We start from the raw sequence: 23,409 nt of genomic DNA, 5'->3' as shown, positions 1-23,409 counted from the left end.
AGACTTTAGGACGTCAATATCACAGACCGCTGCTATCTCTTTCCTTAAAGCGCGGTATGCGCCTGATTCATTATCAAGCTGTCATTCCATGACAGAGCACCACCATAACGGAAATTGTAGGGATTTCGCCTAGGAATAGTCCGTTAGGCGTAAAAGCAGGGATTCTCCTCTTAGATTTGGTCTTGAGCAAGCGCAATCACTGTGGACATAAGCGAAGTCTCTTTATTTGGAGCCCATGCGTGATTAGGCGGCCATGACGCGTAAAAAAATACATTTTTGTAAAGTTCTTTCCTCTAAGGAAGCTACAGTCACGCCATAAAATATGCTCTATGCTTAGGCGTACATGTCCCTGTTTGAGTTCAGGCAAAAAAGCAGTCCATACTGGCTGAGCATTTTTGCCGTCATCATGATTTTTATCTCTCCAGTGGTTTCTCAACCGCTGGAGTGGAGTCATGACGTTCAGACTCAAACGATGCATCATCACGGGGACTCCGCCGTCGCGGCCTCAGTGCACAAGCAAGAACTCATCCCCTCTTTTTCTTCCACGTGCCATGATGCGGCGCGGAGCCACAATGCATGCGGCTATTGCGTCCTGTTTTTGCATCTTCCCTCGCTGCAACCGCCCGGCGGCGATCTGATGCCACGCATCCACTGGCGTACCTTACGGTCATTGGAAAGCGACTTACCGCAGCGCATTTCCGATTCGCTCTACGTCTTCCAGTTGGCTCGCGCACCGCCTTCCTCTCCCGCGAAGCATTTTTTACCGCGCTCACAGGTCTGAAACATCGAGTCTGCGCCCCTATTTCATTACTTTTGCGGAAATGTTATGTCTGCTGTCGAAAACGGAAAAAGACGCCCGAGTACCGAACAGGAACACGTCCCAACGCCTTCCGGATTAAGGACGTTTTTCCTGCGGATGCATTTTTATATTGGCCTTTTTGTCGGCCCATTTATTTTTATCGCGGCGTTGACCGGCACCCTTTATGTATTAACGCCTCAGCTCGAAAATCGGCTCTATGCGCATGCGCTTTACACCAATACTAAAGGCACGCCACAGCCGCTGTCTTTGCATGTTGCCGCGGGAATGCACGCCCTGGGCCATGGCAAAAATACGACGCTATCTGCGGTCAGGCCTGCGCCTCTCCCGGGTGAGACGACCCGCGTCATGTTTTCGTCTCCCGATTTAGGGCCTTCTGAAAGTCGGGCCCTCTTTATCGACCCGGTATCATTAGCTATCAGAGGCGATCTGACCGTTTATGGCACCAGCGGAATTTTGCCTTTCCGTCTCTGGCTGGATAACCTGCATCGCAGTCTGTTGCTGGGGAGCGTCGGCAGAAATTACAGCGAACTGGCAGCCTCGTGGCTGTGGATTGCAGCGTTGGGTGGTGCTTACCTGTGGTGGACCGGCCGTCAACCCCATATCAATGCTAAAAAAACCGGTGCCGCACTTAGCACGCGACGCCGGCTACGGCGCTGTCATACCGTGACAGGATTAGCCTTACTGGCGGGCTTACTCTTTTTCTCTGCGACGGGACTGACATGGTCGAGGTGGGCTGGGGACAACATATCGCAGCTGCGCTACGCCTTGGGCTGGCAAACGCCGGCAGTGGCCACTCAACTCTCAGGGAATGCCGAGTCCCCCCCGTATAGCGAGCACGCTCACCATATGATGATGGACGTACCGGATATGACGCCTATCGCCCCTGCCCGCTTTGATCGGGTATTGGCATCCGCACGTTCCGCAGGCATTGAGGCAACGAAAATAGAAATTCGCCCGACGTCAAATCCGCATCGCGCCTGGACGGTCACCGAAATGGAGAGACGCTGGCCCACCCGAGCCGACGCCGTAGCGGTCGACCCTGGTTCGGGCCAGGTCGTCAGCAAAGTCGCCTTTAACGACTTCCCACTGGCGGCGAAACTGACACGATGGGGCGTCGATATTCATATGGGCGTTTTGTTCGGATGGCCTAACCAGCTATTGCTTACATTGTTCGGCGTAGGACTGTGCACGATGATTGTTTGGGGATATCGCCTGTGGTGGCTGCGCCGTCCACGTGGTTCCGTTTCCAAAAATCCGCTACAGTCAGTAATAGAGGCCTTTTTATCTTTATCACTGACAACGCAGGTCTTGCTTGCCATCATCACCTTAGGGATCGGCATTTTTCTGCCGGTTCTCGGGATCAGCGCAGTAATGTTTATTTTGATAGATAGCGTTCGCTGGCTGCGATACTCCCACTCTTTACCCAAGCCGGAAATGAGCGCTAGCAGGAAAAAAATGAATCGAGAGTGAGATAGCCCATCCTCTTAGAAGATAAATGAAACCGCACATTAATACAAAAGCAGGTTGCTGGCTTGCTTCTGTGATTCAAGCTCATTATGTCACACGGCTCTCAATGCCTTTCCTTCGGCCAGCACGAAAACTTTTTTTCCAATGAGCCTCGCACTCCATGCGCGCGTTAGGAATATATGAAGAGCGTAAGGGCAAACGGGTTTCTTCCATGTTCCATGCCATGATAACGTGATGCTCTGCACGCAGCGATTTCAGCGTGTAAATCATCGCAAAATAACCGCCCTGGGAATCTGATTTGTAGATTTCATATCGATGGCTTACTGCGCCAATGTCATCACCGAACAGCAATGTTTCCTTCAAGGTACCGATAGGCATATACCCTCCCTTTTTAAAATTAGGACCGTTCCGTGTGTATTTATCGGCAACTTCAGCGTGAATTTTAAAATTGTGCCTGTAAAGCGATGGATAGCTAACAAAAGAAGAGGGTTACAATTTATTGGGTGATAGAGAATGAACGCGGAATGAAGGCTTTGCGGAAGATGAATATATGCCTCCCTTTTCACTGGCAGGCATAAGGTCGGTTTTATTTCTTTTGATTGAACCGTTATTTGTTTCCTTAATCAACTGCAGCTACTTTTTAATTTCTTCAGCTGACAACGGCTGTTCCACCAGTTCTTCGGTGTGTTGATTATCTATGGCGTCTGCTTGCTGGGTGTCTGACAATTCTGGCTAAAAGCTTCTCAGCAACCGCGCGCTGATTTCCGTACTGATCGTAACTCCGTTCGCCAACGCCGCGATTTTGACTCTTTCTTTGAGTTCATGGGTAATTTTAACCGCAGGCTTGATATCTCGTTCATTTTATTCTTTTTTAAACAGAATAAAAAACCAACTTATGTCAGCGGGTCGATTAAGTCCATATAGTCACCAAAAATTAATATTGCCGTCACAATTATTTTGCCGACAGCCGGCCTCCCAGTGACTTTTCATTATTTAGTCTCACTTACCGGTATAAAGCAGTTTTTCATCCTACACGCTCTTTATTGACTTTATTGAATGCCCTGAAATTACACCTTCCGCGCTTCCGCCGGCTCAAGCCGCTGCCCATAATTAAATCTTTTTTTCGACGCACTCATCATAATTTCCATCGATTTGGCACTATGATTGATCAGTCTGGGTAAACGTGCAGCGCTTCCCCGTTGTGTTAAAGGATTGATCACAAATTGGCAACACTTTAAACTACGTGCCGCCTGCGACTATAAGGAAGAGAATAAAGTGGCTCACCACCATCTGTGGGAAATGATTAAAACTATTTATTTAGCTGGTTTTGTTCTATCGCTGGTTTTCACCTTCTTCGTCAGTAGAGACCGCTCGATGCTGATTCGCCTGCTCTGCGCGGTTTTGATCGGCCTGACCTGGCCGCTCAGTTTTCCCGTTGTCGTGATGTTTTCTTTCTTTTAATCGTTTCCCTTCACCCTATCAGCTTGGTTATTATTCCCGTGCTATCAGCGTAGCTCGCCCCCGACGGCTTCCTTGAATCCGCTAAAGTAAAAGATCCCACTGATGAATAAGATTTTGATAAGCGCCTGCCTGGCGGGTTTTTCCGTTCGATATAATGGCTCAAACAAAAGCACGGTCCGACACTATCTCGACCAATGGCAGCAGGAACAGCGCCTAATCGTGTTTTGTCCTGAATTGGCGGCAGGATTCCCTACGCCCCGCCCCTCGGCGGAAATCATCCCCACTCAGAGCCGTAACGAGGTCATTGCGTCAGGTGCGCGGGTGGTTGAAGAAACGGGGAGCGACGTCACAGAACACTATATTTTGGGCGCCTGGCTGGCGCTGGAAATGGCTCAACGGCATCGCTGCCAATTTGCGCTGCTCACGGATGGCAGCCCCTCCTGTGGCAGCCAGACTGTCTATAGCGGCCATTTTAACGGAGAAACCGTTGCAGGCAACGGCGTCACCGCCGAGCTGCTGAGATCGAGGGGATTAGAAGTATTTTCGGACGGGGAGATCCTCAGCCTGATTGAACGAGTCAATCAAGTAGGCTAATCGAGCAAAAATTAGCGGCCAGACTTACTATTAAGCATGGCCTGCAGACCCTGTTTTAACGTCGACATTTGAGTGGCATATTTTTCTTTGTGCTCAGCGTCTTCAATCAATTGGACAATGGTTTCAGACAGGGTACAGCCACGACGATGCGCCAGCCCTGCCAGACGTTGCCAAACCAGATACTCAAGATCGATGGATTTCTTGCGGGTATGCTGATGTTCAGCATTGAAGTGGCGCTTACGCCGTGCGCGAATGGTTTGCTTCATCCGGTTCTCCAGCGCAGGATTGAGATACAACTCAATCCACTGAAGCACTTTCGCTGGCTGGTCTTCCATTCGCAGCAACGCATTAACCGCTTCATCGGCCGCGCTTTGCTCAATAAAGCGCGTAATGGACTCGCCTTCATGGTGCTTTTTGACCAGATATTTCCACTTCCAGCCGCACTCAAGATTTTCTAATTGCTGGTATTTCATAATAATGTCTTCAGTGACCGTGTAACGTACCCGACATCTCTCCATTGTGGCCCGAGTTTCCTGTTTCAGGCAAACTTTTTACTGAGCATTTTTCAGCCAAAATCGCTATTCTGCCATTACTGTCTGTCAGCAGCATGCAGGCTCTCATGTGCATCAGGCATTATTTTTGTATAATCCCGCTTTCCCTTTAGACGAGTGCTGTAGATACTTTGACCAACAACCGACTCGAATGGCAGCAGTTATTGCCTGATCTTACCCCGTACCAGACATTATTCTCTCAGGCAGCGCAGCTGGCACCCGCTGAGTTTTCGGCGATCCAGCCTCGTTTGGCCAATGCGCTAACGCTCTTTTGCCAGTCTCGCTCCCCTTCTCGCTTCATGTTATTAAAAGCGCAGGAGAGCGATGACTATCTGCGGCTGATCGACCGAGCTGTTAGTGCAAATGCGTCTATGGATAAAACGTTATACGGCAGCCTGTATCAGATTTCCGGCCATCACATCAGCGTTCAGTCGGCTCTGCATCGGGATGACAATTTTGCGGCCAAAGCACGGTGTGGATATCAGGAATGGATTGAATCGGAGCAACTGTTCGGTTGCGTCCGCATGTTTCAGGATGATATTCAGCTACAGCCCGGACTGATTCATCAGGTCAACGGCGGCGTATTGATTCTGTCCGCCCGCACGCTGCTGGCGCAGCCGTTGATGTGGCTGCGGTTGAAGCAAACGATGGTCTCAGGACAGTACTCCTGGCTCTCGCCTGATGAACGTCGTCCGCTGCCGTTAGAAGTGCCGCCAATGCCTATCGATCTGCGACTGATCATCGTGGGCGATCGTGAAAGTCTGGCCGACCTTCACGATACCGAGCCAGAGCTGAGCGAAGTCGCTATTTATGGCGAGTTTGAATCTCAGCTATCGTTGATCGCGCCTGAGGATATGGTGCACTGGTGTGCATATATCAACGCCCTGTGCCAGGAGAATCAACTTCCTCTCTTGGCAGAGGATGGATGGAATGCGCTGGTCACCCATGCCGTCCGCCACAGTGACGATCAGGGCTGTCTGCCCCTCTGCCCCAAATGGCTGACTCATCAATTGAAGCACGCCTCGCTCTATGCGCAGCAGGAAACCCTCTCCGCGCAGGCAATCAACGATGCCGAAACTACCCGACGCTGGCGCGATAGTTACCTGTATGAACGGTTACAGGACGATATCGAGCTCGGTCAGATTCTGATTGAAACCGACGGCGCCGTCATCGGTCAAGTCAACGGGCTTTCCGTGCTGGAATACCCGGGTTATCCGCTGATGATTGGAGAACCGACCCGCATCAGCTGCGTCGTACATCCGGGCGATGGCGAACTGACGGATGTCGAGCGCAAAGCCGAACTCGGGGGAAACCTGCATGCCAAGGGCATGATGATTATGCAGGCTTTTCTGATTTCTGAATTACAGTTGGAACAGCAGTTGCCTTTCTCTGCCTCTATCGTTTTTGAGCAATCTTACAGCGAGGTAGACGGGGATAGCGCTTCTCTTGCGGAGCTTTGCGCCCTGATTAGCGCACTGGCCCTACAGCCCATCAATCAGCAATTTGCCGTGACCGGTTCGGTGGATCAGTTTGGACACGTTCAACCCATCGGCGGCGTTAACGAAAAGATTGAAGGCTTCTTCGATGTATGCCAGCGTCGCGGCCTGACCGGTCAGCAAGGTGTCATCATCCCCGCGACCAATCAGCGCCATCTCTGTTTACAGCCTGGCGTGGTCGAAGCAGTGAAAAGTGCGCAGTTCCATATCTATCCGGTATCCTCTGTCGCAGAAGCGGTAACGCTGCTGACGCAGGTGGCTTACGATGAAGAACATCGCCCCAGCTTACTGGCCGCGATTCGTGAGCGTATCGCTCTTTTAACCCCGCAGGAACGCCGTCGCTTCCCTTGGTTTTTCCGATAGCGAAACTGGTATGTCCAGCGGTAACAGGCTTGCTCAGCGTACACGTGCACGCTAACCTGCTCGCTTCACAAAAACAGGACTTAAAGAACATGGTAGACAAACGCGAATCCTATTCGAAAGAAGATCTTTACGCCAGCGGGCGCGGTGAACTATTCGGCCAACAGGGCCCGCAGTTACCCTCTGGCAATATGCTGATGATGGATCGTGTCATCAAGATGACTGAAGATGGTGGCCGGCATGATAAAGGCTACGTTGAAGCTGAACTGGATATTAATCCTGACCTGTGGTTCTTCGGCTGCCATTTTATCGGCGATCCGGTTATGCCAGGCTGCTTGGGACTGGATGCCATGTGGCAACTGGTCGGCTTTTACCTCGGCTGGTTAGGCGGAGAAGGTAAAGGTCGCGCGCTGGGCGTCGGCGAAGTCAAATTCACTGGTCAGGTTCGTCCTGAAGCTAAAAAAGTCATCTATCGCATCCACTTTAAGCGTGTTATCAATCGTAAGCTAATCATGGGTATCGCGGACGGTGAAGTTCTGGTCGATGATCGCCTTATCTACACGGCGAGCGATCTGAAAGTCGGACTATTCAAAGATACAAGCGCGTTCTAATCCACCGCTTTCGAAAAGAAAGGCATTCGGGGTCATTCCAGAATGCCTTTTTGCTCTCTGTGGCAGAGATATCCTATTATCGTCAATCAGCGCCTTGCAGACCCACCGCTCCTTCAGGCTCGTGTAGTCAACGCCAATAAAGCCTATTCATCCCCTTTTTCCTTATACCGACATAGATCAAACCCGCTCTGCGGCGGAAGTCATCAGCTAAACGTACAATGCTTAACCAGATGTTTCAAAGCCACTAAATACTGCTTGACCGTGACAGGGCGACTCCCTATAGTAGCGCCCCGTTGCTGCCGAGCGCGGCAATACGGTGAGGTGTCCGAGAGGCTGAAGGAGCACGCCTGGAAAGTGTGTATACGTGAAAACGTATCGAGGGTTCGAATCCCTCCCTCACCGCCATATTCCATAAGAAAGCCTGAGCGAAAGTTCAGGCTTTTTTGTATGCAGAAATCCCCTCGAGGGAGGGTGAGAACCCTCGTCAGGGTTCGACAAAACGGCAACGCCGTTTTGCATGGCCGTCAGGCCACCCGAAGGGCAAGGCGCGCAGCGCCGCCGTGAATCCCTCCCTCACCGCCGTGGGCAAAGGAAAAGCCCCGAACACTGGATGGACTGGCCCGGGGCTTTCGACAGTTACAGCACGCTAACAGCCGCTTAAATCAGCCGTAAGCCAGTAAGGTGCGCTGACACAGTTCTGAACGGACACAATCGTGTTTATTAAACGAAATCACGCCCACCATTTCATCTTCCGTGAATCGTTCCAGCGCGTCGCGCAGACCCGACCTTACGCCTGAAGGCAGGTCGCATTGGGTGATGTCGCCATTAACAATAACGGTGACATTTTCCCCCAAACGCGTCAGGAACATCTTCATCTGATTCACCGTAACATTCTGTGCTTCATCCAGAATGACGACGGCATTTTCAAACGTTCGTCCACGCATGTAGGCAAAGGGAGCAATCTCGACCTTCGCGATTTCTGGTCGCAGACAGTACTGCAGGAAGGAAGCGCCCAGACGCCGCTGCAAAATGTCGTATACCGGACGGAAATAAGGTGCAAATTTTTCAGAGATATCACCAGGTAAAAAACCAAGATCTTCATCTGCCTGCAAAACCGGGCGAGTCACGATGATTCGCTCAATTTCTTTGTGAATCAGTGCTTCCGCTGCTTTGGCCGCACTCAAAAAAGTCTTACCACAACCGGCTTCTCCGGTGGCAAAGATTAACTGTTTATCGTCTATCGCGGACAAGTATTGTGCCTGGGCTTCTGTGCGGGCTTCTATCATCGACGTGTCGCGATTTTCTCGCGCCATACCGATGGACTCAATGCCCCCCAACTGAACCAGAGAAGTGACCGAATCTTCTTCACGCTGACGATGATTGCGGGCTTCACGTCTGATGACGCGTTTCGCTTCGCGGCGTGCTTTGATCACTGCTTTTTGTCTTCCCATAGTGCCACCTTACAGTTTGTTTCACATACCGCATAAATAGGTTTCTGCGGCGCTGCATGTACAAATGAAGTTTGGCTTCCTTATTAAGCCACTCGACAACACAAGGGGGAAAGCCGCCTGCAGGCAAGGTTAAACCGCCGAGCGATGATGCAGCCGGTTTTCGGTATAAAGGGATAGCTTTTGATAGGAAACGTGAGGTTAACAAAATTGGATGGAAATAGCGGGTGAGAACGATGAGGGTAGAATATCCGCCGCAGCAGATGTGCGGTAAACCACGATGAAGCTTTAAGCTAATTCGTCCCTTTAAGGACTTCACCATTCTCGCCCCTTACTGTGACAAAAACTATTCACAAGAATAATAATTGACAGACTAAATCCTTGCTAAAAAATTACTGCTAAAGGATGTCAGCGATATGACAGTGCAACATTCTTTCCCTGCTGACAAGACTTTTCACACTGTCATATTATAAACATATAGTTGAAGTCTCCCGGTTTACAACATCAACGCGGTTTCCCGGGAAAGATTTTTCTGCCAATCCAAAAACTGATCGTATTTACGCAGTGCGCTACGATAAGTATTTTGTTCCAGATTGGGAATATCGCTGCAAATTTGCTGCTGAACGCTCTCTTTTTCAGCAAGGCGCTCGGAAGGATAATGACGGGTAATAAGCAATTCATCTAATCTACGTAGGCGGATCACATATTCTCGCATTGTGCTGTATTGCACTTCTGTTTGATCGATAAGATAGCGGGTGAATGATTTGATATTAAAGTAATGCGCGGGTGGCTTGCAAAAGACTTCGCTGCAGAATCGGCACAGGGGAATTAGTTCCGACTGTATAGATTCCCAAGTTTCTTCATCTATCTTCCTGTCAAGATATTCAAGCATTTTTTTATTGAGGGGTTTGGATTGGTAAACCAATGAGACGCGGTCAAGCGATTTATCGCAGTTGGAACAGTGACTTTGTTTGTGTTTAAAATCTTTTAAATAACGACTGAGAAGCAGTTTCTTCCTGGCTGACTGAGACATGAATCCATTCCATGACGGTAAAAAAAAAGATAAGGACCCGCTTACGCTTCCAAATTAATTTTCGTTCATTAATTTAACGCGCAGGCGCTTAATCGCTTGGCTATGTAATTGACTCACCCGTGACTCCCCGACCTCCAGAACCGCACCGATCTCTTTTAGATTGAGTTCTTCCTGATAGTAGAGGGTCAAAACGAGTTTTTCGCGTTCCGGAAGATTATCGATAGCATCCATAACACGCTGCCGGAGGTTAACGTCCATAAGTTGTTTTAATGGGTTAGCATCTTCATTGCCTTCCAGTAGTGCTTCGGCGCTGTCGCCATGCTCCTCACGCCATTCGTCGTAAGAAAATAGCTGGCTGTTGTTGGTATCGAGCAGGATCTGGCGATAGTCCTCGAGAGAAATATCAAGAATTTGCGCGACTTCTTGTTCCGTAGGAGCTCGTCCCAGCTGTTGCTCGGCCAGTTGCATGGCATGAGCAACTTCCCGGGCGTTACGACGCACGCTGCGGGGAGCCCAGTCGCGGCTTCGCAACTCATCCAGCATTGCGCCTCGGATGCGCTGAACGGCATAAGTGGTGAACGCCGTCCCCTGCAGGGAGTCGTAGCGCTCTACTGCGCTGAGCAACCCGATACCGCCGGCCTGAAGAAGGTCGTCAAGTTCCACGCTTGCGGGCAAACGAACCTGCAAACGGAGAGCCTCATGGCGCACTAACGGTATATAGCGCTTCCATAAGGAATTTTTGTCCATGGTTCCTTCAGCGGTATACAGCTCACTCACAGTGACAAACACCTAGATAATAAAGTTATCGGTACTATTATGCGTTCGTATAGTGTAGGCAATCGAATGAATAGGCGTAAAAAAGGCATGCTATTTAAGATATACAACAAAGGTAAGGAAATTTTACAACACAATCCGCCTGCAGCCAGATCATTGAAAATAAGAAAGATAAAGAATCATATCACTCAATGCGCCAGACAACATTCATGTTCGGAATGAAAAAATTTGACCCCATATTTTAACTTAGGTAATTAAATATGTCTTCACTCTTTGAAATTATCTTTTTAACAAAAAAAGATCGCTCATCCATGTAGCCACCAAGCCCAAAACCTCCCCCATTTATTTCGACCGACTAAATGAACTTAGCTGTTCTCAATAAACCGACGGAAGATTCGGCCATCAGCGGCTATCGCCTATTCTGACACGTTTGGGTTTGAAACAGCCATCGGCTTGGCATACCGCCGCGTAATATCTTTCAATACTTTTAACGTTTCCGTCCGACCTAAGTCCGGGACATTCTTCACGCGCACGCCATGTTTATCACGAAAATAGTTAAGCGCCGTTTTTGATTCTTCGTGTAATTTTCCTGAGTGAAAATCGTCCAATGCTCAAAGTCCTTATGATCGAAGCCGACAAATTCTTTTGAGTTATCGATATCAGCGAAATACCAAAATAGCGGATGCATGCCCGCGTTTATTATCACCAGCGTATGATCCACATGCTCTAACGCGTTGTAATAGGCTTCTTCCATATATCCCACACGGTCGATGTACGCCTTCGAGTAGTAAACACATGCGCCGTCATACCTCTGTGTACAGTTGGGTACGTCCGCCGGCATAATCCGCGTTCATTTTCGGTTTGACGACGTCATCGAGACAGGCGGGGGTCGCCTGACTGGACATGAAATGTTGAATGCCACCGATCTTCGACGCCTGAATATATCGCTCGAACACCGATTTTTTTGTTATAGACATCATCAATCAAGAAAAAATGGTCGACGTTGCGTTCATGTAAATAGCGCAGGGCAATGTTTTTACTTTTCCCCACTCCCAGGTTTTCGGGGTTATTAATCAGCGTCTGCGTGATCTCATGAAACTCGGAGAAAAGATGGCCGTCATTCACGATAACCAACCCATCCAAAATATCCATCGGTAAGGAACGATAGAGCTTGAGTAACTCATCCGAATGATTATGAGTGATTATCCCAACCCTGATTTTTTACGTTAATCATCTTTTCATTTGCTCAATTAGCCAAAAGGATACAGCCGGGGTCGGCTGCCATTGCGTTCCCCGGAGAATGTCATATCAATCCGGTAGCCAGGCTTTCTGCCACAACATCAAATTATCGCCGCTTAACATCCAGTCGCGGTAAACCGCCCGGCGTAATTCGTCGCCCATTCGCGCAGTCGCATCGAGATCGGCCAGATGCATACGGATTGCATCCATCCAGTCCTTGTAACGGTTACGGACGCGAGTGACCGGCAGGTCGCACTGATAGGGCTCGATATCCGTACAAATCACCGGATAGCCGCAGGCGCCGTATTCCAACAAACGCAAATTACTCTTGCAACGGTTGAAGATATTCTCTTCCAGCGGCGCCAGCGCCAAATCCAGGTTCAGAGAGGCCAGTTTTTTTGGGTAAAGGTCGATATCCACCCCTTTGTGGAATTCGTGGATATAGGGGCGCAATTTTTCAGGGCACATCCCGAAGAACACCCACTCCACGTCGTCCGCCAGATCCCGCACGATATCGGCAATCAGCTCCAGATCGCCGGTATGGCTGCTACCGCCCCCCCAACCAATGCGGGGTTTCTTACCCTGACGCCGCAGAGCGCTGAGATTAGACCACCACGCCACCGGCAGACGATTTTCGACCACATGAATACGGTCATGAAGGCCAGTGAACGCCTCCGCCATCGGCTGCGTCGACACCACAAAGCGGTCCATGAATCCCAGGCTCTTACGCATCGCTTTCAGCACATCTTTGGGTAGCCCGGCTCTGTGCACGCTTTTCAGCGGAAGATTAGGAAGATAGTCATCCAGCTCATAGATCTTGAAGGTGTTGCTAAGCTTGCTGATTCTTTCGATCCAATCATGAAAATACGCCGACACCTGTTTTTGTAGCACCAGCACCTCAGGCTCGTAACGCGCCAGCGTCGGGGTATTCAAGTAGACGTTAGAGAGTTTGCCATCAATCATATTGGCGTCTTTCAGCGCGTTGAACGGCTTAATAATGCGATAGTGCCCGCACCCGGTTTGGTCGGACATGTGCGCCATCACCACCGGTAACGGGCGCCAGGTCAATGGACGCCAGATCAGGCCGGCATCCGGCTCGACTTCAAACCCGCGTCCGTTCAAAGACAGATTGATATTATAGGCGGGGTCCCGGGCAATCACCGGCAACCACTTCTCATACATAGCCATCTGCTCGCTCTGGAAGCGTTTTCTCTTCGCCTCTTGCGCAGCGGTATCCACCTTTGTCTGACTCACGCTGCCTTCATGCATCACCGTGGCAAACGGCGTCCATACGGTGAGATAACCCGCCTCACGCACCTTCAGGCACAGATCCGCATCGTTGTAGGAAACCGTGAAGACTTCCTCATCCAGCCCGTCAACCTGCTGGTAGACGGACTTTCTAATCATCAGGCAGGCCGCGGTGACGACGCTGTAGTTTTGATCCACTTTCAGGCGCTGCATATAGCCGGGAGCGTCCATCGGATCGCCGCTAAACGGATGTTCCGCCGGTCCGCGTAGTCCAAGAATGACGCCGCCGTGCTGAATGCGCCCATCCGGATAGATTAGCTTCGCGCCGACGATCCCCACTTCAGGACGCAGCGCGTGGTTTAGCATGTTGTCCAGCCAATCCGGCTGCACGACGGCCGTATCGTTGTTGAGCAGCAGCAGATAGTCGCCGCGCGCCTGCTCGGCGGCCATGTTGTTAATCGCCGAGTAGTTAAAGGGATGAGGATAACGAATGACACGGATACGGTTGGGATCGACCTTCGCCACCCCGTCCAGCCAGGCTTTCGCTTCAGGCGTTTCGCTATTGTTATCAACGATCAGCAGTTCGTAATTCGGGTAACGCGTTTTCTCAAGCAGGCTGGTGACGCAGGCCACCAGCATCGGGAGCTGATCTTTGGTCGGGATAATGATCGAGACCAGAGGAGACTCCTGATGACCGTAAATCATCCGGTAGTGCCCCGGCAACGTGGCTACCGCTTTACCGGCATCATACCCGCGACGCTGGAGATGGCGCTCGAGGACAGCCATTTCTCCCTCATGGGTAGAAATCGACAACTCGTCTGAAATCGTCAGAAATTCCGCCAGATGCCCGATAGATCCCATCCCCTGCCGTTCAATCAACCGTAAGATGTACTCCAGTTCCATGCAGCTGGCATGCCCCGTATCAAAGCCGCCCAGCGATAAGAACAGCTCACGGTTAAACAGCCAGTGCCGCGTCATGACGGCGGGCAGGCTCAGCAGATAATCAAGGTTGAAATCCGGACGGCAAGAGAGTCCCAGTTGCCCGTCTTTGCCGTATAGCAGCTCATCGCCGTAGATGGCGCTGCAGCCTTGAGCGGTAACCAGTCCTAAACTGGTCATCAGCAGGCCGCCTGCGGTAAAGATCTCACCCGCCTGAACCAGCATCAGCCAGTCGAAGGTCTGTTCGCGCACAACGTCGTTGATGGTTCTGACGAGAATTTCCTGACGGATTTCCCGCACGGTACCACTGGGGAAGCGCACCGCTATCTCCGGGGAAGAGGTCAGGATAATTCGCTTAAGCAGGACGCCGTCGGACTCGATGGTCTCAAGGCTCTCGACGGTCGCCTTCAATTTCTCTTCGTCGCCTTCGGTATCCATGATGAGAATGCCGAATTCGCGGCCTTCCAGATGCTGACCGAGATACTCCGTAATCAGCACCGACTCACTAGGTGTGGGATAACGACTGGCGATCCAGTCCGGCGTAGTGTTCTCTTCTGGTTTACCCTCTAAGGCGGCTTTCATACCTTCTTTGAGATCGAAGGGGTAAAAATGTTCTTTTTGATCCAGGTCAGCGACCTCAAGCAGCTCGGGATTTTGGACGTCAGGCGAGAAAAAAATCGAGTTCTGAACCTCGCGAAAATACATCGCCTGCTCCTGGAACTCCGGTCCGCTGATCGAACCATCCGCCCTTTCCGCCGGGACACGCCTGTCGGTGAGCGGCTCGGACAACATAGCCAGATTGCCGTCGCGCAACAGTGAAAGATAGAGAGCCAGCGTTGCCGTGTAGTTCAGCTTGACGCCATTGAGGGTAAACAGGGTCTCGGGGGACAGCATTTCTTGCCGCATCAAAACGCAGCTCAGTTCCCCAACAAAATTGGTCGCATAGCGAGTCAGATAATGAATGACACTCTGTCCACGAATCTGCACGTTGCCGGAAAATGGATATGCAGTTTCAACAATGTCATCGAGTATCTGCCCCTCTCCATCGATACGACGGCGGCGTGATGAACTCAATACCACGCTATCATCGTCCTCCATCACTGCGGTTAGCAGTCGGACATGGTCTTCTCTCAGGACATCACCATCGCTCAGGAAGTTGATATACTTACCTTCCGCGAGCATCAGGCTTTCTGCGCTGAGATCATATTCAGAGACGTCGCGGGACTCGCAGCGGAAATAGCGAATGGGATGACGAGAAGCATCAATGGCCTTATAGACGGCGCTTTCAATGAGCGTGTCGGCGCTGGCATCGTGCACGATGATTTCTACGTTGTCGTAGTCCTGAAGGGTGGCGCTTATCAGGGCAAGTTCGAAGTATCGTGCTTCCTGCGCTGGAATAATGATGCTGACAAGTGGGGACTTATTCATGACTAACCTTCTATGTGCAGTAGATGTAACCGGACCTGACTCTGTATTGGCGTGGAGTGCCGGTTGTGGACAGGACATCTCAACCTAATAATACGGTGCTGAATGTCGGCTCAAAGACGTGAATTCATCTTCTTTATACCGGCTAATCTCGGTATTGCTCGCGCTGCAGGCGATATCCGCCATAAAAAAAACCCCGCCAGAGGCGGGGCTTTTTAGACAGAAGAGGAAACAGATTACTGCAGCAGAGACAGAACGGTCTGCGGAACCTGGTTCGCCTGCGCCAATACTGAAGTACCAGCCTGTTGCAGGATCTGAGCCTTGCTCATGTTGGAAACTTCGGTAGCGTAGTCAGCATCCTGGATACGAGACTGTGCTTCGCTCAGGTTGGTAGACGTGCTGGTCAGGTTGTTGATGGTGGAGTCGAAACGGTTCTGAATCGCACCCAGGTTACTACGCATGTCATCTACGGTAGACAGCGCTTTATCCAGCGTGGTCAACGGGTTTTCCGTCGCAACGCCAGTCAGGTTGTTGTCAGAAGCATCAACGGTTACGGTCATCGCGCCGTCGTCAGTGATGGAGATGTCGTTGGAAGTCAGTTTGTAGTAAGCCGCAGCACCTGATGCGCCAACGCCTTCAACGTCTGCAGTCAGCGTACCGCTGACGAAGTAGTTGCCGTTGGAGTCGGAAACCAGACCGGTAGCGGTCAGAGAGGAAGTACCAGAGAGGGTGACCGTCGCATCGGCGCTCAGCGTGATGCTGTTGTAGGTAGAGCCGCTTGCAACACCAGTGGTGGCGCTGCTGGCAGGGCCATCAACGTTAAAGCCGCTCAGATTCAAAGAATCCGTGTTAACTTTCTGCAGGTTGATGCTGATGGTCTGACCATCCTGAGAACCCACCTGGATAGAGATGGACGTTTTGCTGCCGTCCAGTACTTTCACGCCGTTGAAGTCGGTCTGCTGAGAGATACGGTCAACTTCAGACAGACGCTGAGTGATTTCGTCCTGAATTGACTGCAGGTCGGAAGCGGAGTTAGTACCGTTCTGAGACTGTACGGTCAGAGTACGGATAGCCTGCAAGTTGTCGTTGATTTCGTCCAGTGCGCCTTCAGTGGTCTGCGCCAGAGAGATACCATCGCTTGCGTTGCTGGAAGCCTGAGTTAAACCGTTGATGCTGGAAGTGAAACGGTTGGTGATAGCCTGACCAGCGGCGTTATCTGCAGCGCTATTGATTTTCAGACCAGAAGACAGACGTTCGATCGCGGTGCTCAGCGAAGACTGAGATTTGTTCAGGTTATTCTGTGCAACCAGCGAGATGCTGTTGGTGTTAATTACTTGTGCCATAAGAGATTTCCTTTTAGATATCCGTCAGGACTTAAATCGTTAGGGTTCAGGCTTTGCTGCCCACGGCGTCAACCACCGTCTACAGAAATATCGGCGATGCCCTAATGATCTTTAGTAATTAAAACCGATATTTTTAAAATCTATATTTTTCATTGAGTTAAAATAAAAACCAAGAGTGGGTAAACTTTATTTTAACCGGTGATGCGGCATAAAACGGGGTCTGATGCTTATTTATCACGCACAAAATGTGAGCATCTTGGATTTTAGCTGTTCATAAACCATGCCTCTGACAATCAGGAACGACGCTAAAGGTTAAAGTTCGTCACCAACGTGGCAATCATATCGAAAAACTCGCTAAAAAGATGCTCGGCGAATTGAGGTATCAGCGTCATCAAAGTACCTATGGTCATAATCCCCACCGTCAGCGTCACGGGGAAACCGATAACAAACACGGACAGCTGCGGCGTCATTCGGTTCAGCAGCCCGAGCGCCAGGTTGAGGACCAGCAACAGCGTCACCAACGGCAACGCCAGCATCAGACCGTTAATAAAGATAAGACTGCCTGCTCGTGCAATAGAATAGAAGACATTGGTATCGATGGGGGAGGTATCGATCGGAATCACATGAAAACTATCGGCGAGTATAGAGATCAGCCACAGGTGTCCATCAAACGCCAGAAACAACAGCATGGCCAGCAGATTGAGAAAGCGCGCCAGCACCGGCATGTTCGGACCGCCGGACGGATCGAAGAACGTCGCGAAAGACAGCCCCATCTGTAACCCAATCACTTCCCCGGCCATACGAAAGGTGGCGAACGCCAGCTGCATCGTGAAACCGATACACATGCCGATCAATATCTGTTTGACCAACAGCCAAAGCCCTTCGGCGGAGAAAACGGGAACCGGTGTGATGGTCAGATGCGGGCCAATCAAGAACGTTGCCAGCAGGCCCAAACCAATTTTGACCTTGGTGGTGATTTCTTTTTCGTTCAGTACCGGAGCCGTGGAAATAAGCGCCATCAGGCGTATAAAAGGCCAGAAGAATTGGTTGAGCCAGTAATAGATATCGGCGCTGGTGAGATTAATCATGCTTAGCCGATCATGTTGGGCAGATTGCTAAACAAGGTACGCATGTAGTCAAGAAACAGTCCGAGCATCCAGGGACCGGCAATGATGATCGTCAGGAAGACGGCCAAGATCTTAGGGATAAAGGACAGCGTCATTTCGTTTATCTGCGTGGCCGCCTGCAAAATACTCACGATCAGCCCGGTAACCAGCGCAGCCATCAACAAAGGCGCGGCTAAAGCCAGCGCCACTTTCATTGCTTCATTGCCTAACGCCATGACCGACTCAGGAGTCATAAGATATCCTAATGCTCAATGTTAACTGTAAAAACTCTGCACCAATGAGCTTAGCAGCAGCTGCCAACCGTCAACCAGTACAAACAGCATAAGCTTAAACGGAAGAGAGACCGTCGCCGGAGGCACCATCATCATCCCCAGGGCCATTAATACGCTGGCGACCACCAGGTCGATGATCAGGAAAGGAATAAAGACGGTAAAGCCGATCTGAAACGCCGTTTTGAGCTCACTGGTGACAAACGCAGGAACCAGCACCCGCATCGGAATAGCTTCCGGCCCCTCCAGCGGGGGAATGTCCGCCAGTCGGGTAAATAGCGCCAGATCCGTCTCACGCGTCTGGCGCAGCATAAACTGACGCACCGGCGCAGAGCCACGGTCTATCGCCACGTCCATGGAGATCTTATCCTGACTGAACGGTAGGTACGCGTCCTGGTACACCTTGGTGATCACCGGCGACATAATGAAGAAGGTCAGAAACAGGCTCAAGCCGACAATAATCTGGTTGGGCGGCGCCGTGGCGGTCCCCATGGCGTTTCTCAACAGACTCAGCACGATGATGATGCGGGTAAAACTGGTCATCATCAGCAACACGGCGGGGATAAACGTCAGAGACGTCAGCAAAACCAGCGTCTGAACCGGCAGGGACCAGCTCTGCGCGCCGTTGGCCATCGGCTGACTGATGATGCCCGGCATCTGCGCCCAGGCATTCGGCGCGATAAACACAATTACGCCAGCAAAGAAACTGCGCCGCAACAGCCGCGCCCATCGAGATGAAAACCTGTTCATTCTGACTTTTCCGAGCGATTCATGACCTTACTGAGGAGTTTGCGAAAGTCGGCGGAATTATCTTGAGCGACGTCTATCGCTTTTGCCGGCAGCGTATGAAGCGGAGTCACCTGCTGAGCGGTAACGCCGAGAACCAGCCAGGTGTCGTCAACTTCGACGATCACTACTTTTTCGCGCTGTCCGACCGGGCAACTCGACACGACTTTCATTATCTGATTATTGCGGGCCTGAGGCGCAACACCGAATTTTTTGGCAAGCCAGGCTAATAGAAGAATAAACAGGAGAATACCTCCCAGCACAGCGCTGACCTGCGTTAGCGCCGAGCCGGGAGTTTGCGACGGAGCCTGGCTTTGGGCCGGCACCGTCACGGATGCGGAGGTCTGCTCCTGAGTTTGCGCCATAGGTTAGCGGCTCAGGCGACGCATACGCTCGGACGGAGTAATGATATCAGTGATACGCACGCCGTATTTATCGGCAACCACCACCACTTCGCCCTGCGCGATCAAATAACCGTTGATCAGGATATCCAACGGTTCGCCAGCCAGACCATCCAACGCCACCACGGAGCCCTGGGAGAGGCGCAGCAGCTCTTTGATGGTCATTTTGGTTCGGCCCAGCTCAACGGTCAGTTTAACCGGGATATCCAGGATCAGATCGATGTCCTGAGACAGTCCAGTCGCAGCGTCGGCATCCAGCGACTTAAAGACGCCTTCGCTGCCGCTTTCATCTTTTTCCGCGGCTTGCTGCTCATTAAATGCATCAGCCCACAGATCGTCCACGGATTCTTTTTCTTCGGACGGGTTCTTGGTGTCACTCATGGGGCTGTCCCTCGTTGTTCAGAGAAGTCAAAATTGGATTCACTAACTGTTCGACTCGAAGAGCATATTGTCCTTTGTAGGTGCCGTACTGACCGGCCAATACCGGAACACCGTCGACATGGGCAATGATGCTGTCAGGTTTTTCTATAGGCAATACGTCGCCCGGCTGTAGCTTCAGCACTTTGGACAACCGCAGCGACACATCGGTGAAGTTGGCGACCAGTTCCAGCTCAGAATGCTGAACCTGTTTGGCCAACGTATCCCTCCAGCTCTGATCTTCCTGACGGGAATTCTCCATCGGAGGATTCACCAGCAGCTCGCGCAGCGGCTCGATCATGGCAAAAGGAATACAAATATTGAATTCGCCGGTCAGGTTGCCGATTTCCACGTGGAAAGGCGTAGTGACCACGATATCGTTAGGCGATGTCGTGATATTGGTAAACTTGACCTGCATCTCGGAGCGCACATATTCCACGTCTAACTTATAGATCGCGTTCCAGGCATCCCCGTAGGCTTCCAACGCCAGGCGCAGCATTCTTTTCACCACGCGCTGTTCGGTATGGGTGAACTCCCGTCCTTCTACCTTAGTGGGGAAACGACCATCCCCGCCGAACAAGTTATCGACCGCAATAAACACCAGGCTCGGAGAAAACACAAACAACGCCGTGCCGCGTAGCGGATTCAAATGCACCAGGTTAAGGTTGGTCGGCACCGGCAGGTTACGCGCAAAATCATGATACGGCTGGATTTTGATAGGTCCGGCAGTGATATCCGGGCTACGACGCAGCAGATTGAACAACCCCATGCGGAACTGACGGGCAAAGCGCTCGTTGATGATTTCTAACGACTGCAAGCGCTCACGAACAACACGCCGTTGCGTATTGGGGTCGTAAGGCCGGATATCGCTCTCCGGGCCAGAAGCCGACTTCGCTTTGCTATCGCCATCGTCGCTGTCACCGTTGAGCAATGCGTCAATTTCTGCCTGAGAAAGAATACTGTCACTCATAATATTTATCGCAGTATGAAAGCGGTGAACAGAACATCCGTGACCACCTGGTTGGGTTGCCCTTGAACCAGCGGCGGGCTAAGAACCTGCTTAATATCTTCAATCAGCTTCTGCTTACCTTGTTCGTTGGCCAACGCGGCAGAGTCCTGTCGGGAAAGCAGCATCAGCAAGCGGCTGCGCACTTCGGGCAAGTAGCGGGTGAAGCGGCTCTTGGTTTCTTCATCTGGCAGACGCAGGGTGAACCCAACGTACAACACACGATCGGGATTGTTATCCGGATTAACCAAGTTAACAGTAAATGTATCCAATGGCATGAATACAGGTTCCGGGGGAGGCACTTCTTTTGCCATCGTCGGCTCAGCGTTTTTATGATAAAAGAACCACCAACCGGTGCCGGCGGCACATGTCGCCACCAACGCGATAACGATTAGCAGCATTAACAAGACAGAACGCTTGCGTCCCGACTGTGATTTTTCTTCAGCCATAGACTAAGATAATTCCTATACTCATTGCCATTGATGCAGCTCTGTGCTGCATATACCCCGTAATTATCCCGTCTATTCCGTCGTTCAATAGGAGGAATAGACGAGAAAAATCACACTAGCTTACTGATTTGCCTCACGCAAAAGTATCAACGCCACTTGAGGATGACGCAATCCTCTGTAATGAAACTGGCACATCAACGATTTCCATGTGGGTGTCAAGGCTGCCTGAGTACTGAGACGAGGACGAACCGCCACCGGCGCTCTGCTGCTGCCCCTGCTGCCACTCGGAGCCAGCAAAGGTCTCGCTGCCGACACTACTCTGGTTCAGCGTGATGCCGCTTTCAGACAACGCCGTTCTCAACTGAGGCATTGCAGCTTCCAACGCAGCTCTAACCTGACCATGCGCGGACGCAAGGTGGATTTGAGCCTGGTTATCATCCATCTTCATGCTGACCTGAATCGCGCCAAGCTCCTGCGGATGCAGACGCAGCTCGACGTTTTGCTGATGGTTCCGCGTAAACATCACAACCTGCTGGCTGAGCGCCTGTTGCCACTCATCGCTGCCCAGACGGGACGTCAGTACCGTGGTTTGTGGTATCGAGGCTGCGGAGGTATTGGCCTGGGTGCTGTTAAGTGCGCCCAAAGCGCTATTCACCGTGGCAGCACTGGAATGACTGCTGGAGGAAGACGGCTCTTGCATGACCTTGAAAGCATTGCTCACGGCAGCGGTCATGTCCGTAGACTGAACCTTGCCCGACGCTGCGGTATTGTCGACCACGATATTTTTCAGGTCAGTCGCATCGTCTTTCGCATTGCCTTTCGACATAGATCTGCCGGATGCGCGACCCAAAATATCGGTCAGCGCGTCATCGTTCTCCTGCCCTGCCGTCATATCATTCGCGACGGCGTTCAACATGGAGGTCAGGGACGAGCTCTGCTGACCCTCGGTCAGCGTCTGCAACGCGTTTTGTCCGTCCACGCTCAGCGCGGCGGCGCCGTCACTCTGGCGTGTCATCGGCTGAGGCGTCACTTTCTGCAACTGGGGTGCTAATCCAGCGCTCAGCATGGACATAATCGTTAACGAAGCATCCTGGTCGGCGGTTACGGCCGAAATACCGGTATCCGCCGTCACCTCTTCGCCCAACGTGACTGCCGCGTGAGCGGCGACATCGGCTTTTGCCGTCGCTGTAGCGGCGATTTGCACCGCCGTCGACTTGCCTTGCGTCGCATGCGATTGCTTCAACAGTGCGCTAAGCGAGGACTGTACGGAAGACTCCGCTGTCGCCGACTCTTCGCCCACATACGCCTCCGCCGCCTGCGCATTCTCACTGCTGTCAACCTGTTTTGCCGACGTATTTTCGGTTTTAGGCGTCGTATTGGACGTCGACTGAGCCGTTATATGTTTGACCGGCTGCGGCTGCGTTTCCTTATTTTGAGCGTTTTGAGAAGTCGTGTTCAACGCGTTCTGCTGTGTACGATTTTGCTCTTCATTCAGGTGCGATGAAAACAGCGCCGTAAAGCTGTTAGGCTGCGACGCATTACTGTCTTGGCTGCTGCTGGACGAAGCCGAGTCGGACCGAGCCGTCTCAGACGTTGAAAGAGCAGTAACAGTAGATAGATTCATGGATTCAGTTTCCTCAATGACGAGCGCTGTGCAAATTCATCCATCAGTTTTTGGTCTCGACGGTTCTCACGAACCAGAAGTTCCTGAGCCGCCCGTTCTTTTAATGTTTCAAACGCATTCAGCCGTTGGCGCTTGGCCTGCCAGGTTTTCATGGCTTGATCCAAGCGCTGTGCCCAGACGGCGAGCTGTTTGCGATGTTGTTCAATGGCCAACTCGAGAGTTTTGATAAACTGTTGATAATTGTACCAATTTGACGAGTTAATGCCACTGCTCATAGTCTGCTGTAACTGCACACGGTAGTCGTCTTCATACCTGAGCAGCATATCGAGCTGCCGTTGCGCCTGGACGTGCGACTGACGGATCTGTCCCAGCAGAGTAGCGGCATCGTCCACTTCCTGCTGAGCCAATTCGCGAAGTTTGTCGAGAGGAGTTTCAGTTTTCATCGTACCTCAATCACGCACAGTTACCGGCGGCTTGCTGATTCAGCCCCTGTCGGGTTTAGCCCAAGGTTTGGTATCAAT

24 protein-coding genes, 1 tRNA gene and 1 other RNA gene are annotated in these 23,409 nt (G+C 51.4%); 8 read left to right on the top strand and 18 right to left on the bottom strand.

The window, feature by feature from the left end; all coding sequences use genetic code 11:
• Nucleotides 1-343 precede the first annotated feature (343 nt).
• Complete coding sequence (locus I6N93_RS06565) at nucleotides 344-781, top strand: DUF2946 domain-containing protein (protein WP_085685997.1); 438 nt, start codon at nucleotides 344-346, stop codon at nucleotides 779-781.
• A gap of 45 nt (nucleotides 782-826) precedes the next feature.
• A complete protein-coding gene (locus tag I6N93_RS06560; RefSeq protein WP_085685999.1) occupies nucleotides 827-2,290 on the top strand; it encodes a PepSY-associated TM helix domain-containing protein in 1,464 nt (487 codons plus the stop codon).
• A gap of 84 nt (nucleotides 2,291-2,374) precedes the next feature.
• Here the strand turns inward: I6N93_RS06560 and I6N93_RS06555 are convergent, their stop codons facing one another.
• On the bottom strand, nucleotides 2,375-2,665 hold the full coding sequence (locus I6N93_RS06555) for a hypothetical protein (protein ID WP_085686001.1): 291 nt from the start codon (nucleotides 2,663-2,665) through the stop codon (nucleotides 2,375-2,377).
• Nucleotides 2,666-3,562: 897 nt separating this feature from the next.
• Here I6N93_RS06555 and I6N93_RS06550 point away from each other — a divergent pair.
• Both I6N93_RS06550 and I6N93_RS06545 read left to right on the top strand, forming a co-directional pair.
• On the top strand, nucleotides 3,563-3,748 hold the full coding sequence (locus I6N93_RS06550; RefSeq protein ID WP_176222524.1) for a GhoT/OrtT family toxin: 186 nt from the start codon (nucleotides 3,563-3,565) through the stop codon (nucleotides 3,746-3,748).
• A gap of 102 nt (nucleotides 3,749-3,850) precedes the next feature.
• The gene (locus tag I6N93_RS06545; protein WP_085686005.1) at nucleotides 3,851-4,342 is read left to right on the top strand and encodes a DUF523 domain-containing protein; all 492 of its coding nucleotides are present in this window, start codon (nucleotides 3,851-3,853) and stop codon (nucleotides 4,340-4,342) included.
• Nucleotides 4,343-4,353: 11 nt separating this feature from the next.
• Here the strand turns inward: I6N93_RS06545 and matP are convergent, their stop codons facing one another.
• Nucleotides 4,354-4,815, bottom strand: a complete 462-nt coding sequence (matP, locus tag I6N93_RS06540) for a macrodomain Ter protein MatP (protein WP_085686007.1) — start codon at nucleotides 4,813-4,815, stop codon at nucleotides 4,354-4,356.
• Between the two features lie 209 nt (nucleotides 4,816-5,024).
• Between matP and I6N93_RS06535 the strand changes: the two genes are divergently transcribed.
• The 4 genes from I6N93_RS06535 (at nucleotide 5,025) to I6N93_RS06520 (ending at nucleotide 7,942) form a co-directional block, all read left to right on the top strand.
• Entirely contained in the window at nucleotides 5,025-6,752 is a 1,728-nt protein-coding gene (locus I6N93_RS06535) for an AAA family ATPase (protein WP_085686009.1), read from the top strand.
• Between the two features lie 89 nt (nucleotides 6,753-6,841).
• Nucleotides 6,842-7,360: a bifunctional 3-hydroxydecanoyl-ACP dehydratase/trans-2-decenoyl-ACP isomerase gene (gene fabA / locus I6N93_RS06530; protein ID WP_085686011.1), complete on the top strand. Its 519-nt coding sequence runs from the start codon at nucleotides 6,842-6,844 to the stop codon at nucleotides 7,358-7,360.
• A 315-nt stretch (nucleotides 7,361-7,675) separates the two neighbouring features.
• Nucleotides 7,676-7,765 (top strand) — tRNA-Ser (locus tag I6N93_RS06525).
• 46 nt (nucleotides 7,766-7,811) lie between these two features.
• Nucleotides 7,812-7,942, top strand: a non-coding RNA gene (locus I6N93_RS06520) — RtT sRNA.
• A gap of 80 nt (nucleotides 7,943-8,022) precedes the next feature.
• On the opposite strand, the gene phoH is transcribed toward I6N93_RS06520, so the two are convergent.
• The 16 genes from phoH to fliJ all read right to left on the bottom strand — a co-directional run bounded on the left by phoH (nucleotide 8,023) and on the right by fliJ (nucleotide 23,331).
• On the bottom strand, nucleotides 8,023-8,811 hold the full coding sequence (gene phoH, locus I6N93_RS06515) for a phosphate starvation-inducible protein PhoH (RefSeq protein WP_085686013.1): 789 nt from the start codon (nucleotides 8,809-8,811) through the stop codon (nucleotides 8,023-8,025).
• A 493-nt stretch (nucleotides 8,812-9,304) separates the two neighbouring features.
• Entirely contained in the window at nucleotides 9,305-9,841 is a 537-nt protein-coding gene (fliZ, locus tag I6N93_RS06510; protein WP_085686015.1) for a flagella biosynthesis regulatory protein FliZ, read from the bottom strand.
• Between the two features lie 54 nt (nucleotides 9,842-9,895).
• Nucleotides 9,896-10,618 carry an RNA polymerase sigma factor FliA gene (locus tag I6N93_RS06505; protein WP_085686017.1) on the bottom strand — a complete coding sequence of 241 codons (723 nt, stop codon included), beginning with the start codon at nucleotides 10,616-10,618 and terminating at the stop codon, nucleotides 9,896-9,898.
• A 520-nt stretch (nucleotides 10,619-11,138) separates the two neighbouring features.
• Entirely contained in the window at nucleotides 11,139-11,456 is a 318-nt protein-coding gene (locus I6N93_RS06500) for a hypothetical protein (protein ID WP_085686018.1), read from the bottom strand.
• A gap of 29 nt (nucleotides 11,457-11,485) precedes the next feature.
• Entirely contained in the window at nucleotides 11,486-11,767 is a 282-nt protein-coding gene (locus I6N93_RS06495; RefSeq protein WP_085686020.1) for a glycosyltransferase family protein, read from the bottom strand.
• 156 nt (nucleotides 11,768-11,923) lie between these two features.
• Nucleotides 11,924-15,469 (bottom strand): glycosyltransferase, encoded by a 3,546-nt coding sequence (locus tag I6N93_RS06490; protein WP_167459589.1) that lies wholly within the window; start codon nucleotides 15,467-15,469, stop codon nucleotides 11,924-11,926.
• A 233-nt stretch (nucleotides 15,470-15,702) separates the two neighbouring features.
• Complete coding sequence (locus tag I6N93_RS06485; protein WP_085686024.1) at nucleotides 15,703-16,809, bottom strand: FliC/FljB family flagellin; 1,107 nt, start codon at nucleotides 16,807-16,809, stop codon at nucleotides 15,703-15,705.
• A gap of 305 nt (nucleotides 16,810-17,114) precedes the next feature.
• Complete coding sequence (fliR, locus tag I6N93_RS06480; RefSeq protein WP_085686026.1) at nucleotides 17,115-17,897, bottom strand: flagellar biosynthetic protein FliR; 783 nt, start codon at nucleotides 17,895-17,897, stop codon at nucleotides 17,115-17,117.
• A 2-nt stretch (nucleotides 17,898-17,899) separates the two neighbouring features.
• Complete coding sequence (gene fliQ / locus I6N93_RS06475; protein ID WP_085686028.1) at nucleotides 17,900-18,169, bottom strand: flagellar biosynthesis protein FliQ; 270 nt, start codon at nucleotides 18,167-18,169, stop codon at nucleotides 17,900-17,902.
• Nucleotides 18,170-18,190: 21 nt separating this feature from the next.
• Nucleotides 18,191-18,862, bottom strand: coding sequence for a flagellar type III secretion system pore protein FliP (gene fliP / locus I6N93_RS06470; RefSeq protein ID WP_373853828.1), 672 nt, complete (start codon nucleotides 18,860-18,862; stop codon nucleotides 18,191-18,193).
• An 89-nt stretch (nucleotides 18,863-18,951) separates the two neighbouring features.
• Complete coding sequence (gene fliO, locus I6N93_RS06465; RefSeq protein WP_085686032.1) at nucleotides 18,952-19,356, bottom strand: flagellar biosynthetic protein FliO; 405 nt, start codon at nucleotides 19,354-19,356, stop codon at nucleotides 18,952-18,954.
• A 3-nt stretch (nucleotides 19,357-19,359) separates the two neighbouring features.
• Nucleotides 19,360-19,773 carry a flagellar motor switch protein FliN gene (gene fliN / locus I6N93_RS06460; protein WP_085686034.1) on the bottom strand — a complete coding sequence of 138 codons (414 nt, stop codon included), beginning with the start codon at nucleotides 19,771-19,773 and terminating at the stop codon, nucleotides 19,360-19,362.
• The gene (gene fliM, locus I6N93_RS06455) at nucleotides 19,766-20,779 is read right to left on the bottom strand and encodes a flagellar motor switch protein FliM (protein WP_085686036.1); all 1,014 of its coding nucleotides are present in this window, start codon (nucleotides 20,777-20,779) and stop codon (nucleotides 19,766-19,768) included. The genes fliN and fliM overlap by 8 nt, the downstream gene beginning before the upstream one ends.
• A gap of 5 nt (nucleotides 20,780-20,784) precedes the next feature.
• Nucleotides 20,785-21,264 carry a flagellar basal body-associated protein FliL gene (gene fliL / locus I6N93_RS06450; RefSeq protein ID WP_085686038.1) on the bottom strand — a complete coding sequence of 160 codons (480 nt, stop codon included), beginning with the start codon at nucleotides 21,262-21,264 and terminating at the stop codon, nucleotides 20,785-20,787.
• A gap of 133 nt (nucleotides 21,265-21,397) precedes the next feature.
• A complete protein-coding gene (locus I6N93_RS06445; protein WP_099017412.1) occupies nucleotides 21,398-22,888 on the bottom strand; it encodes a flagellar hook-length control protein FliK in 1,491 nt (496 codons plus the stop codon).
• Nucleotides 22,885-23,331, bottom strand: coding sequence for a flagellar export protein FliJ (gene fliJ, locus I6N93_RS06440; protein ID WP_085686039.1), 447 nt, complete (start codon nucleotides 23,329-23,331; stop codon nucleotides 22,885-22,887). The genes I6N93_RS06445 and fliJ overlap by 4 nt, the downstream gene beginning before the upstream one ends.
• Nucleotides 23,332-23,409 lie beyond the last annotated feature (78 nt).

The sequence above is a fragment of the Lonsdalea populi genome (assembly GCF_015999465.1).
In the GTDB taxonomy this organism is placed as follows: domain Bacteria; phylum Pseudomonadota; class Gammaproteobacteria; order Enterobacterales; family Enterobacteriaceae; genus Lonsdalea; species Lonsdalea populi.
The sequence above is the reverse complement of the archived record's forward strand: the minus strand, read 5'-3'. Positions and strand labels throughout refer to the sequence as shown.

Coding starts and splice junctions, on each gene's coding strand:
- fabA (WP_085686011.1), top strand. CDS start 6,842: ATGGTAGACAAACGCGAATCCTATTCGAAAGAAGATCTTTACGCCAGC.
- I6N93_RS06500 (WP_085686018.1), bottom strand. CDS start 11,456: ATGCCGGCGGACGTACCCAACTGTACACAGAGGTATGACGGCGCATGT.
- I6N93_RS06555 (WP_085686001.1), bottom strand. CDS start 2,665: ATGCCTATCGGTACCTTGAAGGAAACATTGCTGTTCGGTGATGACATT.
- I6N93_RS06545 (WP_085686005.1), top strand. CDS start 3,851: ATGAATAAGATTTTGATAAGCGCCTGCCTGGCGGGTTTTTCCGTTCGA.
- fliR (WP_085686026.1), bottom strand. CDS start 17,897: ATGATTAATCTCACCAGCGCCGATATCTATTACTGGCTCAACCAATTC.
- I6N93_RS06560 (WP_085685999.1), top strand. CDS start 827: ATGTCTGCTGTCGAAAACGGAAAAAGACGCCCGAGTACCGAACAGGAA.
- fliQ (WP_085686028.1), bottom strand. CDS start 18,169: ATGACTCCTGAGTCGGTCATGGCGTTAGGCAATGAAGCAATGAAAGTG.
- I6N93_RS06445 (WP_099017412.1), bottom strand. CDS start 22,888: ATGAATCTATCTACTGTTACTGCTCTTTCAACGTCTGAGACGGCTCGG.
- fliZ (WP_085686015.1), bottom strand. CDS start 9,841: ATGTCTCAGTCAGCCAGGAAGAAACTGCTTCTCAGTCGTTATTTAAAA.
- fliN (WP_085686034.1), bottom strand. CDS start 19,773: ATGAGTGACACCAAGAACCCGTCCGAAGAAAAAGAATCCGTGGACGAT.
- fliO (WP_085686032.1), bottom strand. CDS start 19,356: ATGGCGCAAACTCAGGAGCAGACCTCCGCATCCGTGACGGTGCCGGCC.
- I6N93_RS06485 (WP_085686024.1), bottom strand. CDS start 16,809: ATGGCACAAGTAATTAACACCAACAGCATCTCGCTGGTTGCACAGAAT.
- I6N93_RS06495 (WP_085686020.1), bottom strand. CDS start 11,767: ATGGATATTTTGGATGGGTTGGTTATCGTGAATGACGGCCATCTTTTC.
- I6N93_RS06565 (WP_085685997.1), top strand. CDS start 344: ATGTCCCTGTTTGAGTTCAGGCAAAAAAGCAGTCCATACTGGCTGAGC.
- phoH (WP_085686013.1), bottom strand. CDS start 8,811: ATGGGAAGACAAAAAGCAGTGATCAAAGCACGCCGCGAAGCGAAACGC.
- fliJ (WP_085686039.1), bottom strand. CDS start 23,331: ATGAAAACTGAAACTCCTCTCGACAAACTTCGCGAATTGGCTCAGCAG.
- fliM (WP_085686036.1), bottom strand. CDS start 20,779: ATGAGTGACAGTATTCTTTCTCAGGCAGAAATTGACGCATTGCTCAAC.
- fliL (WP_085686038.1), bottom strand. CDS start 21,264: ATGGCTGAAGAAAAATCACAGTCGGGACGCAAGCGTTCTGTCTTGTTA.
- fliP (WP_373853828.1), bottom strand. CDS start 18,862: ATGCCGGGCATCATCAGTCAGCCGATGGCCAACGGCGCGCAGAGCTGG.
- I6N93_RS06490 (WP_167459589.1), bottom strand. CDS start 15,469: ATGAATAAGTCCCCACTTGTCAGCATCATTATTCCAGCGCAGGAAGCA.
- matP (WP_085686007.1), bottom strand. CDS start 4,815: ATGAAATACCAGCAATTAGAAAATCTTGAGTGCGGCTGGAAGTGGAAA.